Origin of the sequence: Stutzerimonas stutzeri (assembly GCF_002909485.1) — a bacterium.
GTDB lineage: Bacteria > Pseudomonadota > Gammaproteobacteria > Pseudomonadales > Pseudomonadaceae > Stutzerimonas > Stutzerimonas stutzeri_AH.
On record NZ_PPXG01000005.1, the window covers coordinates 202,299 to 215,591 of the forward strand.

Sequence of the window (13,293 nt, forward strand, 5' to 3'; positions counted from 1 at the left end):
CCACTACCCGAACAACAAAAGGCAGCAGAACAATGCACAACCGCATGATGATTACCGGTGCCGGCTCCGGGCTAGGTCGCGAGATTGCCCTGCGCTGGGCGCGTGACGGCTGGCGGCTGGCGCTTTCCGATGTAAATGAAGGCGGCCTGGCGGAAACCCTGAAAATGGTTCGTGAGGTGGGTGGTGACGGTTTCACCATGCGCTGCGACGTGCGTGACTACAGCCAGTTGATCGGCTTCGCCCAGGCCTGCGAGGAAAAGCTCGGCGGCATCGATATCGTGGTCAACAACGCCGGCGTGGCTTCGGGCGGCTTCTTCGACGAGCTGTCGCTGGAGGACTGGGACTGGCAGATCGCGATCAACCTGATGGGCGTGGTCAAGGGCTGTAAAGCCTTCCTGCCGCTGGTGCAGAAGAGCAAGGGCAAGATCATCAACATCGCCTCGATGGCGGCTCTGATGCAGGCGCCTGGCATGAGCAACTACAACGTGGCCAAGGCTGGTGTGGTGGCGCTGTCGGAAAGCCTGCTGGTCGAGCTGCGCCAAGCAGAGGTTGGCGTGCACGTGGTCTGCCCGTCGTTCTTCCAGACCAACCTGCTCGATTCCTTCCGTGGCCCGACGCCGAACGTGAAGGCGCAGATCGGCAAGCTGTTGGAGTCTTCGCCGATAACCGCGGCGGACATCGCCGACTACATCCACCAGCAAGTCGCCAAGGGCGAGTTCATGATCCTGCCGCACGACGAGGGCCGCATGGCCTGGAAGGTCAAGCAGCAGAGTCCTCAGGCGATCTACGACGAGATGGCCACGCTGGCCGAGAAGAAGCGCGCCAAGAGTAAAGCGTTCTGAGATTGACCGGCTGCTTCGGCAGCCGCTGCGGTTGCCTCGGGAGAGGGCTGGGAGTAGGGTTGCCTGTCAGGCTTTTTTCGCCGTAACCCTATGGAACGCTTGTGAATTTTCCCTCCCGTGGGCTGTTGATGCTGGCCCTGGTCCTGGCTGCGATCAACCTACGCCCTGGCATTACCTCCTTCGCTCCGCTGATCGAGCGCATCGCCGAAGAACTGTCGCTTTCCCGCGGGCTGATCAGTCTGACGACGGCGTTGCCGGTTCTGCTGATGGGCCTGCTGGCGCCCCTGGCGCCGCGGCTGGCCGTACGGTTCGGGCTGGAACGCAGCATCGCGCTGTGCCTTGGTCTGATCTGCCTGGCGCTGCTGCTGCGGCTGTTCGGCCATAACGCAGTTTTGTTGATCGGCACTGCCGGACTGGTCGGTGCCGGCATTGCCATTGCTGGCCCGTTGCTGTCCGGCTTTATCAAACGCTATTTCCTCGAGCGCATGGGCCAGACCGCTGCCTGGTACTCGCTGAGCATGGCAGTAGGGGGCACGCTCGGCGTGGTCGTGACCGCACCAGCCACCGAGGCAATGGGCCAGGATTGGGCGCGAGGCCTGGCGCTCTGGGCATTGCCGGCTCTTGCGGCGTTGCTGATATGGTTGCGCCTGCCGAATCAGCCGGAAGCGGCCAGCGAGAGCCGCGCCGGCTTACCCTGGAAGGAACCGCGGGCTTGGCTGCTGAGCATCTACTTCGCCCTGCAGGCCGGGTTGTTTTATGCGCTGGCGACATGGTTGGTGGCGCGCTATCACGAGGTTGGTTACAGCCTGCTGCAGAGCAATGCATTCTTCAGCGGCTTCATGCTCATCGGTCTGCCAAGCGCTTTCGCCATGCCCTGGCTGGCACAGAGGCTGGGCAACCGGCACCGGATCATGGCGGCATGCGGGGTGCTGGCGACGCTATGCCTGGCGCTGATCGCCTTGGCCCCGAACTGGCAGCCGCTGGTGATATGCATGCTGCTCGGCGTCGCGCTCAATGGCACCTTTTCCCTGGCGCTGATCTCGCCAATGTACGAAGCCGGTACTCCGCTGGCCGTCAGCCGCCTCACCGCAATGATGCTCTGCACCGGCTACAGCCTTGCCTGCCTGACGCCGGTGCTGGCCGGCCTGGGGCGTGATCTGGCGGGTGACTACCGCGTGCCGTTCCTGGTGCTGACGGGCATGGCGGCGTGCATGTCGCTGCTGGCGATGCGCTTGCGGCCAAAGCACGTGGGCGGCTGAAAACGCTCAGGGCTGTGGCCTGTTTCACCACTTCCCAAGCCGCGGGTGACCCGCCCGCTGCGCTGTGCTAGAAAGCTCGCCGTTCTGTCCCATCCCGCGTTCCGGAGTTTCGAGTGGAGTCTGAATCCATCGTTTACGGCTGCATCCGTGATTGGCCTTCCGCCGACCCCGAGCAGTGCCGCCAGCGCCGGGCGAGCAATCTCGCGGCCGTTCAGGCGCTGCCGCAGGGTGAGGCCTGGCCGTTCATCGGTCGTGAGATGTTTTCCTTCTGCCGTAACGAAGAGCTAGGCCTGTACCAGACCCAGGTAATCCACTTCGGCGCCAGTTACCGTGCCGTCGAGTACGAATGGGCACTGTGGGTGCAGCGTTTCGAGGCACTGCTCAAAGAGCTGTACTGGACCAGCGCCGTGGTGCATCTGGAAACGGAACTGAACGGCACCCACACCTTTCGCTGGCAAACCGAGGCGGGTAGCCACAGCCCGCAGCAGAGCGACTTGCGCATGCGCTGCGCCTGGGAGCGTGAGAGCGGCCTGTTCGGCTAAAACCGATTTCGGGGTGGCAGATGGTGTTCAGTCCAGCCATTGGCGCGGCACGTCACGCTTGAGTGCCAGCTGGCATTGTTGGCTGTCTGCGTCGAACACGATCACCGCCTCACCCTTGTCCAGTGCCCGTCGCACCCGTGCCACCCGGGTCTCAAGCGGCGTTTCGTCGCCATTGTCGGTGCCCTCGCGAGTGACGAAGTCTTCGATGAGGCGGGTCAGTGTGTCCGGTTCGAGCTGGTCGTAAGGTATGAGCATGGGGTTTCTTCGGTAAAGCAGGGGCGGGCAAACTACGTAGCGCCGCCCTGCAGGTAGCTGTCCAGACAAGCATACAGTTGCTGGCTCTCCAGCGGTTTACCGATGAATTCGTCCATTCCTGAGTCCAGTCCGCGCTGGCGGTGCTCAGCCAGTACGTGGGCAGTTACTGCAATGATGGGTACGGCTTGCAGCTGTCGGTCGGCCTCCAGCTTGCGGATCTGCCGACTCGCTTCGAAACCGTCTACCTCCGGCATTTCACAGTCCATCAGAATCAGCTGCACGGCGCCGGGATCGCGCCGGTAGAGATCTACTGCCTGGCGCCCGTTGTCGGCGAGTTGAACGGCGTAGCCGCGCTTCTTCAACAGGCCACGTACCACCATCTGATTTACCGGGTTGTCTTCGGCCACGAGGATGCAGGGCTCGCTGTGCGAATGCGCCGTTCTGTTATCGCCGTCTTCGGCATGTGCTTGCGGCTCCTGCTCGTAGAGCGTCTGCAATGCCTCACGCAGGGGAGCACTTTGCAACGGCAGCGCGAGGCTGATCAGGCGTAGCCCGGGTGACTGCGGCGGCGGCTCGTGAATCGGCGAGTAGAACATGAGAACCCGCTGGTTCTCCTCCAGCTCCGGGCGCAGGCGCTCCAGCCATTGGCTCGGGCTGCCCGGCCAGGGCGCCAGCAGGACCAGCAGCGGCGGCGCGGTGAACTCTGTGAGGTAGTCCGGCAGACGTTCCGGGGTCTGGCAGCGCTCGGTGCGCATGCCCCAGCGCCGCAGCAGATGGCTCAAGGCTTCGAGGCCCTGGGGATCCTGTGAAGCGAGCAATGCCGGACGACCCGCCAGTAGTTGGGCGAGTGGGTCTTCCAGATCGACGGCGGCTTGCAGGGGGATTTCGAAGCAGAAACGACTGCCCCGGCCTGGTGCACTTTGCACCTCGATATGGCCGTTCATCATCTCCACCAGCTCTTTGCTGATTGCCAGGCCGAGCCCGCTGCCACCATAGCGTCGTGTGGTGCTCGAATCGCCCTGGGAGAATGATTCGAACAGCTGCGCCAGCACTTCCTGACGCATGCCAATACCGCTGTCGCTGACGCAGAACACCAGGCGCCGGGAGTCTTCCTGGGTCTGACGGCACGACACCTCGAGCAGCACGTGACCATGCTCGGTGAACTTCAGTGCATTGCTCAGCAGGTTCATCATGATCTGCTTGAGCCGCGTCGGATCTCCCCGGATGCGTCTTGGCACGCCAGGCTCCAGCCCCACATGCAGGCTCAACTGCTTTTCCAGCGCCTGCGCGGTGAACAGTCTGATGGTTTCGGAAATGAGCACTTCAAGATCGAAATCGATGTCCTCGAGGCTGAGCTTGCCCGAGCCGATTCGGGCGTAGTCGAGGATGTCGTTGATCACCGCCATCAGCGAGTTGCCGGAGCTGGAGATGGTATCCAGATAGAACTGCTGGCTGCGGTCGAGGGGGGTTTCACGCAGCAGTTGCAGCATGCCGAGTACGCCATTCAATGGCGTGCGGATCTCGTGGCTCATCTTGGCCAGGAAGCGGCTCTTGGCCTCGTTCTCGCTGGCGGCCCGCTCCGCGGCTTCGCGGGAGCGATAGCCCTCTTCTTTGAGCAGGTTTATGCGGTCGGCCAGCCCGATGGACAGAGTGATCAACTCGAAGGCGACACTGGCCTTGACCACCGCCGCGCCGTACAGGCCGAACAATTCAAAGCCCAGCGAACCGGCGGTAACGAGGATGAAGGACGCCAGCAGCACGCCCCAGGCCATCGTGTAGTAAACGCCATAACGCACGCCACGGCGCCAGACGAAGGCACCGGTCAACAGCAGTCCGACCGAAGCTACGATCACCGTAACACTGGCCAGAATGCTCCAAGTCTGAACGTCCAGCAGTAAACCGGAAATCATGCTGCCGAGGGCGATCAGCAGCGTGCAGCGCAACACCAGATCGAGCCGCGGAAAGAGTTCGCGGGTGTGCAGGAAGTGCCGACTGAACTGAATGGCGATCAGGCAGTGGCTGAACATCAGTGCGTAGATGCCCAGCGCGACCAGCCCACCGTCGTCGGCCAGCCATTTGACCAGCAGCCCATCGAAGGAGAGAGCGAACAAGCCGACATTGAGGGTGTAGACCAAGTACCAGAAATACGCAGGCTCGCGCAGTGACGCGAAGAGAAACAGGTTGTAGCAGAACATGGCGAACAGCACGCCGTAGAAGGCACCGCTGAGGCCGCTCAGTTCCTGCTGTTGGGCTGCGCTGGCGTTGTAGGTGCTGAAGTACAGCGGCACGTAGAGGGTGCTGGTGGTCTTGATGCGCAACAGTACTGTGGTTTCACCCGGAGGCAGATCGACCGGGAACCAGAAATCGCTGACCTTTACCGGCCTATCCGCAAAGGGATATCTGTCCCCGGTCAACTGCCGGGTGATGCTGCCGTCAGGATGTTGCAAAAACAGCTCGATATGGTCGAGCAGCGGGTAGTTGATTTCGATGAAGCCGCCCAGGTGCAAGCCGAAGTGGTTGACCAGGCTGGCGCGCAGCCACCAGGTCGAACTGTTCTTGCCCTCATTGACATGGCCACCCCTGACCGGCTGCATGCGCTCGGCGGGTAGAGCGAAAACTTCGTCGGCACTCAGCTCCCCGGCGGGGTCTTCCAGATAGAGAGTACCGCTGCTGAGGGACTGGCGTGTATCAAGCGAATCGAGCACGACGGGCGTGAATGCCCATGCTTGAAGCGACAGGCAAAAGAGCAGCAGAGCCAGGCATGAACGCGGCAACATGTTCCAATCCGGAAGGGTGCATCCCCTGAGCCAGGGCGATACTTATTAGTAGAGCGGTGTGACGGTACCGATTCCTTCGGGCTCTACATGGCGCCTTCAGAGTGCCGCACGTCCTTGTTGGGGGCTAACTTTGCCGAGTTACGTGCCCAGCGGCAAGCCTCGCCTGCACGAAGCAGGCGACTTGTCACGTAACCCAGCCGCTCAGTTGCCGCGTTCCTGTGGATCGGCGTGGCGGCCGATCAGGGTATCGACCGGCGGCACGCGGGTGTCGTTCTCCATTTGAGCGTCATGTTCCAGTTGGTGACTGAAACGCTCCAAAGAGTCCTTGGAGTGCTGCGAATCGCTGGCGAAGACCGGCTGGCTGAGCATGTAGCCGCATAGCAGGCGACTCATGGCGGCGAGGCTGTCGATGTGGGTACGCTCGTAGCCGTGAGTCGCATCGCAGCCGAACGCCACCAGCGCGGTGCGTATGTCGTGTCCGGCCTCGACGGCAGACTGGGCGTCGCTGTGGTAATAGCGGAAGAGGTCACGACGTACCGGGATCTCGTGCTCGCCGGCAAGCTTGAGCAGATGGCGCGAGAGGTGGAAGTCGTATGGCCCGCCGGAATCCTGCATCGCCACTGTGACGGCATGCTCACTGGATGCCTGGCCCTTGGCGGCCGGGGCGATGTCGATGCCGACGAACTCACTGACGTCCCAAGGCAGCGCGCCTGCCGCGCCGGAACCGGTTTCCTCGGTGATGGTGAACAGCGGATGTACATCGATGGGCGGTTCGCGGCCACTTTCGACGATAGCCTTGAGGGCGGCGAGCAAGGCTGCAACACCAGCCTTGTCATCCAGGTGACGGGCACTGATGTAGCCGCTCTCGGTGAACTCCGGCATTGGATCGAAAGCGACGAAGTCGCCGATGTTCACGCCCAGCGCGCAGGTTTCGTTGCGGCTGTAGGTGTAGGCATCCAGGCGCAGCTCTACGTGATCCCAGCTGACAGGAGCTTCATCTACTGCGGTATTGAATGCATGCCCCGATGCCAGCAGCGGCAGGACGCTGCCGCGGATCACCCCGGTGTCGGTAAATACGCTGACACGGCTGCCCTCGGCGAAACGGCTCGACCAGCAGCCTACCGGGGCCAGCCCCAGGCGACCGGTATCGTGAACTTCCCGCACGATGGCGCCGATGGTATCCAGATGCGCTGCGACGGCGCGGTCCGGACTATAACGCCGGCCCTTGAGCGTCGCGCGAATGGTGCCGCGGCGAGTCAACTCGTAGGGGATGCCCAGCTCGGTAAGACGCTCGGCAACGTAGCGCACGATGGTATCGGTGAAGCCGGTCGGGCTCGGAATGGCGAGCATCTCCAGCAACACGCGTTGCATGTAGTTGAGATCGGGTTCGGGTAATTTTGCGGTCATGGGAGCTCCCGTTGACGGCGGCTTGTTCAGCCACCGGATGGAGTGAATGTCGAGAATGGGACCAGCCGATAGCAGCGGACAGATCGCCGCGACCCGGACAGCACCGGGCCGCGTCAGGCTCAGCCAGCCGTACTGAGCGGGAAGAGCAGATCGATGAAGCGTTCCGCCGTCGGTTGCGGCTGGTGATTGGCCAGGCCGACGCGCTCGTTGGCTTCGATGAAGACGTACTCCGGTTGATCCGGCGCCGGCACCAGCAGATCCAGGCCGACCACCGGAATATCCAGCGCCCGGGCGGCACGTACTGCCGCGTCGATCAGATCGGAATGCAACTGCGCGGTCACATCTTCCAGCGTGCCGCCGGTATGCAGATTGGCGGTGCGGCGTACGGCCAGGCGCTGGCCGTCGGGCAGGACGCTGTCGAAATCGAAACCGGCATCGCGCAGGCAGCGCTGGGTTTCCTCATCCAGTGGAATGGAGCTTTCGCCCCCGGTCGCGGCCTGGCGACGACGGCTCTGCTTCTCGATCAGCGAGCCGATGCTGGTGCGGCCATCACCAATGACTTCCGCCGGCCGGCGTATTGCAGCAGCGACCACTTCGAAGCCGATCACCACGATGCGCAGGTCGAGCCCCGGATGGAAGCTCTCCAGCAGCACTCGGCTGTCGTACTGCTGGGCACGCTGGATGGCATCTTCCATTTCGGCGGCGTCGCGCAGGTCCACGGCAACGCCCATGCCCTGTTCGCCGTCCACCGGTTTGACCACCACGCTGGCGTGCTCGGCAAGGAATGCGGCATTTTCCTTGGGGCCGGCAGCCAGTTGTTGCGCTGGCAGGCAGATGCCGGCATGGGAGAGGGTGCGATGGGTCAGGCGTTTGTCCTGGCACAGCGTCATGCTGACAGCCGAGGTCAAGTCGGACAGCGATTCCCGGCAGCGAACCCGCCGTCCACCCTGGGTCAGGGTGAACAGGCCGGCTTCGGCATCATTGACTTCGATCTCGATGCCGCGGCGGCGCGCTTCGTCGACGATGATCTTGGCGTACGGATTTAGCTTCGCTTCAGGGCCCGGACCAAGGAATAGCGGCTGGTTGAAGCTGTTCTTGCGTTTTACGGTAAAGGTCTGCAGATCGCGGAAACCGAGTTTGGCGTAGAGCGCCTTGGCCTGCTGGTTGTCGTGAAGCACCGACAGGTCCAGATAGGCCAATCCGCGGCCCATGTAATGTTCGATCAGGTGGCGAACCAGCGCCTCGCCGACGCCCGGCCGCGGGCAGCTCGGCGAAACGGCCAGGCACCAGAGGCTCGAACCGTTCTCCGGATCATTGAACGCGCGATGGTGATCAATGCCCATGACGCTGCCAATGATTTGCCCGGAGGTTTCATCTTCTGCCAGCCAATACACCGGCCCTCCCTGTTCGCGTGGCGTGCAGCGCTCCGGATCGACCGGCATCATGCCGCGGGACTGGTACAGACCGTTGATGGCATGCCAGTCCGCCTCGTTCTGCGCACGACGTACGCAAAAACCGCGGAAGCGCTTTTGCGAAGGACGGTAGTCGGTGAACCAGATGCGCAGCGTGTCGGAAGGGTCGAGGAATAGCTGTTGCGGGGCGTAGGAGAGCACTTGGTGTGGTGCTGCGACGTACAGTGCGATGTCCCGCTCCCCGGCCTGTTCGTTGAGTAATTCGGTGGCGAGCTGTGCTGGGTCGGAGTAGGTGTGACCGACCAGGATGCGGCCCCAGCCGCAATGCAGGATCACCGGGCCGCAGGGTTCTTCCTGACCGTCCTCTGCCAGGCGAGCCTGCAGCCGTTGGTAGGTCGGAGCCTGTCCGCGCAACAGACGCTGGCCGTAGGCTTGGGACTTCTGCATGGTGCGTTCCTTGATGCTAAGTCACGAACCGGCGAGCGGTGGAGCGAGGCGTTCGCCCCGGTGGCGCGTGGCAACCGCAGCCGTTCGTGAGCGGGTTATTGGGGCCGTCGTGGCCTGGCGCCTGCATCGGCCACCGTTAAAGGCCCTGTTCGCTCAACCATAGGTTGACCGCCGCGAGCTGCCAGAGTTTTGAACCGCGCAGCGGAGTCAGCTGGCCATCCGGATCGGCGAGCAGTTTCTCCAGCGCCTGCGGGTTGTAGAGGCCACGTTCCTGGCTGGGGTCGAGCAACATCTCACGAACCCAGTTCAGCGTCGCACCCTGCAAGTGCTTGAGGCCCGGCACAGGGAAGTAGCCCTTCGGCCGGTCGATTACCTCGGCAGGAATCACCTGGCGCGCGGCCTCCTTGAGCACGTATTTGCCGCCCTCCGGCAGCTTGAACTTGGCCGGGATGCGTGCCGACAGTTCGGCCACGCGATAGTCGAGGAACGGTGTGCGCGCCTCCAGGCCCCAGGCCATGGTCATGTTGTCCACGCGCTTGACCGGGTCATCGACCAGCATCACGGTGCTGTCGATGCGCAGCGCCTTGTCCACAGCGGCATCCGCACCAGGCTGGGCGAAGTGCTGGCGGACGAAGTCGCCGGAGAAGTCGCCTTGGACCCACTGCCGCTGCACGGTCTCGGCATATTCCTCGTACGTGCGATCACGGAACGCGGCGAGGTAGGCCGCCACCGGGTCCTCGGCGCCATCCACCAGCGGATACCAGTGGTAGCCGGCGAATAGCTCGTCGGCACCCTGGCCGCTCTGCACTACCTTGCAGTGCTTGGCCACTTCCCGCGAGAGCAGGTAGAAGGCAATGCAGTCATGGCTAACCATCGGCTCGCTCATCGCCTGGAAGGCGGCCGGCAGCTGTTCGAGGATTTCCTTTTCCTGGATGCGCAGCTGGTGGTGGCGCGTGTTGTAGTGCTTGGCGATCAGGTCCGAGTACTTGAACTCGTCGCCGCGCTCGCCGCCGGCATCTTCGAAGCCGATGGAGAAGGTCAGCAGGTTGTCGGCCACGCCGGCTTCGCGCAGCAGACCGACCAGCAGGCTCGAGTCGACACCACCGGAGAGCAGCACGCCGACATCCACCGCGGCACGCTGACGGATCGCCACGGCCTCGCGCATGGTGTCCAGGGTGCGCTGCTTCCAGTCTTCGAAACTGTAGTTGCGCTCCTCTTCACGGGCGCCGAATTCCAATTCCCACCAGCGCTGGGTGGTGGTCGCACCATTGGCGTCGACGCGCATCCAGCTTGCCGGCGGCAGCTTCTCGATCCCGGCGATCAACGTGTCCGGCGCCGGAACCACGGCGTGGAAGCTCATGTAGTGATTCAGCGCCACCGGATTCAATACGCCGGCAATATCACCACCCTTGAGCAGTGCCGGCAGCGACGAGGCGAAGCGCAGGCGCTGATCGGTGCGTGACAGATACAGCGGCTTGACGCCGAGGCGGTCGCGAGCGATGAACAGCTGCTGGGTATCGCGCTCCCAGATGGCGAAGGCGAACATGCCGTTCAGGCGCGGTAGTAGCGCCTCGCCCCAGGCGTGGAAGCCCTTGAGCAGCACTTCGGTGTCGCCTTCGGAGAAGAAGCGATAACCCAGGCCTTCGAGCTCTGCGCGCAATTCGGGGTAGTTGTAGATGGCGCCATTGAAGACCATCGACAGGCCAAGAGCCGAGTCGATCATCGGCTGGCCGGAAGCCTCGCACAGATCCATGATCTTCAGGCGTCGATGACCCAGAGCGAGAGGGCCCTGACTATGGAAACCGCACGCGTCGGGGCCGCGCGCAGTCAGGTGTTGAGTGATGCGTTCAACCGCAGCCAAATCGGCCGGGCGGTTATCGAAACGAAGTTCTCCAGCTATGCCACACATAAGATCCTTACCGGTTTTGCCGTTGGGGAGTGTGACTGACCCGTCACCCGCGAAGTTCAGCTTTTCGGACAAGCGAAGCGGCTGCAATCCGGTAGGTGGAAGGTCAGTCAGCTTTTTACACCAAAACAAAAAAATGCTTTGATGTCAAAGTTAGATGTTATTAAAAGGCTTTAATATGGCGGAAGAAACAGTTTCAGGTGGAATCAATGGTGCGCAGCTCGAAGCATTCGAAATGCCGTTGTTTCAGGCCATGCGCAGGCTGCAGCAGGACGCCGAGGTGCATGCCAAACGACTGGCGCGGTACGGCGGACTGAGCCCGGTACAGCTGATGATCCTGCAGGTGCTGGCCAGCGACGGGCAGATGACTGCCAGTGCCTTGAGCCGGCGGGTAAGCCTCACCGCCGCGACGCTATCCGGCCAGCTCGATCGCCTTGAAGAGCGCGGGCTGTTGCAGCGCCAGCGCGATGACCAGGATCGCCGCCGCCAGTGGCTGCTGCTCAGTGCCAGCGGCCGGGAACTGCTGCAGGAGGCGCCAGCGTTGCTAGCGCCGGAATTCCGCGCGCGTTTCGCCGCATTGCCGCAGTGGGAACGCCACTCGCTGACTGCCGCGCTGCTGCGCGCGGCCGAGCTGTGCGGCGATATGGAGTGACGCAACCTAGCGTGTGTTCTCCAGGCTCTTGACGGTCAGTTCCAGCGCTTTGCGCATGTCCAGCCGCGCGGAGCGGCCGACGTCGTTGTCATCCAGCCGATAGCCGCGCTCCGACGGCAGGATCGGCGCGGTAAGGTCATCCGCCTCGGCCGGCTCGAAATCCGAATCCCGGCCGATGGTCATGGCGCTACGGCGCAACAGTTCACGCACCTGATCGGGCTCAAGGCCGGGGTTGACTGAAAGCATTGCGCCCACTGCGCCGACGACCAGTGGCGTGGCATAGGATGTGCCGCAATGCACGTCGCCGCGTTGCTCGGGATCGAGCGTGGCGGCACGGGTACAGGCCGCGGCAGTGATGTCCACTCGCATGTCCACATTTGACGACTTGCGCTTACGTACATAGTCGGGGTGGTCGATCGAAACTTTTGTCTTGTCATTGCGCTCATGGCCGCCGACTACCAGCAGCTGCTCGGTGATGAACGAGGAGGGCAGCCGATAATCATCGCGCCCGGTATGCGCCGAGCCGTTGCCGGCGGAGTTGATGACCAGCACGTCAGGATGCTCGCGGCGCAGCCAGAGAAAGAATTCTTCCAGCAACTCCTCGTACCCGCTCATGGCAACGCCTGAGCGCAGTAGCGAGTCCACCGGTTCGCCGTCTACATCTACCGTGCCGATACGGTGAATGCCCCAGCTCCAGTTGAGGATGTGCGCGCCGTCCTCCACCAGATTCACCGAGGCCGCGACATTGGCGGTGATGCCGGCGTCCGAGTTGCGCTCGACGATCACCTCGAAGCCCGGCCCGGTGCCGTCCAGTGCGCTGAGAAACCCCTGGTCGCGCGCATCGCTGGCGTGGGCGGCGAGGATGCCAGCCACGCTGCTGCCGTGGTTGTCCGGCCGGTCGGCGTCGCGGGCGTAGAGGCAGGTGCGTTGCTTGTGCGGATCGCAGGGCTGGAGGTATTCGGCGAAATGCGGTGCATCGAAATCCACTGCGCGCTCGATGATGCCGATACGCACCGGTTGTTTTTCTCCGGCGCGTTGGCCGGCGGAAATGCGTTCGCGGTAGTAGTCCACTGCATCGAGGAAGCGATTGGCGGCCCATTCGCGGTTCTGCGGGCGCTTCTGATCCGCGGTCTTGCCGGCTTCCTGCTCGTCGTTCTCGGCGGCCGATTCCTCAATCACCACGGCATCCACGCCTACCTCGCTGCCCAGGCGCAGCACCATGGCGTCGCGTTCGGTCAGATTCTTGACCGGCAGACGCAGCTGGTAGGTATTCAGCGGCGGTATGGCGCCGATTACTTCGGCGCCGTATTTCTCGGCCAGCTGCCGCGCTTTTTTCAGCCCCTCGTGGTCCTCCTCGATGATCAGGCTGACCAGGTCGACATAGGTAGTCAGGTCGTCCATGTTGCGCGCCACTTCATCGGGCGTGGCGGCGAGTACCTGGCTGCGTCCGGCCGAGAGCCAGACCGGGTTGCTGCGCTTGCCGTCGTGTTCAAGCCACAGCGGCCCGCTGCGTACCGCATCCGGCGCGACGGTCAGGCGCAACTGGTTGCCGTCGCGTTGGAGCTTGTCGGCGCTCAGCTGCTTGCCGTCCAGATACAGCTTCACGTCTGAACGGGGCAGGCCTTTGGCATGCAGACACCAGCTCAGCGAATCTTCGGCAAAGAGGTCGCCGCAGCGCTTGAGCTGGGTGATGCGCATTGACTCTTCAGCTGCTGCTGCTGCTGGGAGGGAGGCGAGGGCGCTGAACAGCCCCAGGCCAAAGGTAAACAGGGTGAAAGATCGTGCTGGCATGGA

10 protein-coding genes are annotated in these 13,293 nt (G+C 63.0%); 4 read left to right on the forward strand and 6 right to left on the reverse strand.

Going from position 1 to position 13,293, the window contains the following annotated elements; all coding sequences use genetic code 11:
* The first annotated feature begins 32 nt into the window (after positions 1–32).
* The 3 genes from CXK91_RS13690 (at position 33) to CXK91_RS13700 (ending at position 2,643) form a co-directional block, all read left to right on the forward strand.
* Positions 33–842 (forward strand): SDR family oxidoreductase, encoded by an 810-nt coding sequence (locus CXK91_RS13690; protein WP_103456677.1) that lies wholly within the window; start codon positions 33–35, stop codon positions 840–842.
* 128 nt (positions 843–970) lie between these two features.
* Entirely contained in the window at positions 971–2,101 is a 1,131-nt protein-coding gene (locus tag CXK91_RS13695; RefSeq protein ID WP_103456678.1) for a CynX/NimT family MFS transporter, read from the forward strand.
* Positions 2,102–2,214: 113 nt separating this feature from the next.
* The gene (locus tag CXK91_RS13700) at positions 2,215–2,643 is read left to right on the forward strand and encodes a hypothetical protein (RefSeq protein WP_103456679.1); all 429 of its coding nucleotides are present in this window, start codon (positions 2,215–2,217) and stop codon (positions 2,641–2,643) included.
* A gap of 27 nt (positions 2,644–2,670) precedes the next feature.
* On the opposite strand, the gene CXK91_RS13705 is transcribed toward CXK91_RS13700, so the two are convergent.
* From CXK91_RS13705 to CXK91_RS13725, 5 genes are all read right to left on the reverse strand, one after another.
* Complete coding sequence (locus CXK91_RS13705; protein ID WP_103456680.1) at positions 2,671–2,898, reverse strand: YheU family protein; 228 nt, start codon at positions 2,896–2,898, stop codon at positions 2,671–2,673.
* Positions 2,899–2,930: 32 nt separating this feature from the next.
* Positions 2,931–5,675 carry a hybrid sensor histidine kinase/response regulator gene (locus CXK91_RS13710; protein ID WP_103456681.1) on the reverse strand — a complete coding sequence of 915 codons (2,745 nt, stop codon included), beginning with the start codon at positions 5,673–5,675 and terminating at the stop codon, positions 2,931–2,933.
* 201 nt (positions 5,676–5,876) lie between these two features.
* Positions 5,877–7,082, reverse strand: a complete 1,206-nt coding sequence (locus CXK91_RS13715; protein ID WP_103456682.1) for an osmoprotectant NAGGN system M42 family peptidase — start codon at positions 7,080–7,082, stop codon at positions 5,877–5,879.
* A gap of 119 nt (positions 7,083–7,201) precedes the next feature.
* Positions 7,202–8,941 (reverse strand): N-acetylglutaminylglutamine synthetase, encoded by a 1,740-nt coding sequence (ngg, locus tag CXK91_RS13720; RefSeq protein ID WP_103456683.1) that lies wholly within the window; start codon positions 8,939–8,941, stop codon positions 7,202–7,204.
* Positions 8,942–9,077: 136 nt separating this feature from the next.
* Positions 9,078–10,850: an N-acetylglutaminylglutamine amidotransferase gene (locus tag CXK91_RS13725; RefSeq protein WP_103456684.1), complete on the reverse strand. Its 1,773-nt coding sequence runs from the start codon at positions 10,848–10,850 to the stop codon at positions 9,078–9,080.
* Positions 10,851–11,025: 175 nt separating this feature from the next.
* Between CXK91_RS13725 and CXK91_RS13730 the strand changes: the two genes are divergently transcribed.
* Positions 11,026–11,499: a MarR family winged helix-turn-helix transcriptional regulator gene (locus CXK91_RS13730; protein WP_103456685.1), complete on the forward strand. Its 474-nt coding sequence runs from the start codon at positions 11,026–11,028 to the stop codon at positions 11,497–11,499.
* A 6-nt stretch (positions 11,500–11,505) separates the two neighbouring features.
* Here the strand turns inward: CXK91_RS13730 and CXK91_RS13735 are convergent, their stop codons facing one another.
* Entirely contained in the window at positions 11,506–13,290 is a 1,785-nt protein-coding gene (locus tag CXK91_RS13735; protein ID WP_103456686.1) for a S8/S53 family peptidase, read from the reverse strand.
* Positions 13,291–13,293: the final 3 nt, after the last annotated feature.

Coding starts and splice junctions, on each gene's coding strand:
- CXK91_RS13690 (WP_103456677.1), top strand. CDS start 33: ATGCACAACCGCATGATGATTACCGGTGCCGGCTCCGGGCTAGGTCGC.
- CXK91_RS13695 (WP_103456678.1), top strand. CDS start 971: ATGCTGGCCCTGGTCCTGGCTGCGATCAACCTACGCCCTGGCATTACC.
- CXK91_RS13705 (WP_103456680.1), bottom strand. CDS start 2,898: ATGCTCATACCTTACGACCAGCTCGAACCGGACACACTGACCCGCCTC.
- CXK91_RS13710 (WP_103456681.1), bottom strand. CDS start 5,675: ATGTTGCCGCGTTCATGCCTGGCTCTGCTGCTCTTTTGCCTGTCGCTT.
- CXK91_RS13715 (WP_103456682.1), bottom strand. CDS start 7,082: ATGACCGCAAAATTACCCGAACCCGATCTCAACTACATGCAACGCGTG.
- ngg (WP_103456683.1), bottom strand. CDS start 8,941: ATGCAGAAGTCCCAAGCCTACGGCCAGCGTCTGTTGCGCGGACAGGCT.
- CXK91_RS13725 (WP_103456684.1), bottom strand. CDS start 10,850: ATGTGTGGCATAGCTGGAGAACTTCGTTTCGATAACCGCCCGGCCGAT.
- CXK91_RS13730 (WP_103456685.1), top strand. CDS start 11,026: ATGGCGGAAGAAACAGTTTCAGGTGGAATCAATGGTGCGCAGCTCGAA.
- CXK91_RS13735 (WP_103456686.1), bottom strand. CDS start 13,290: ATGCCAGCACGATCTTTCACCCTGTTTACCTTTGGCCTGGGGCTGTTC.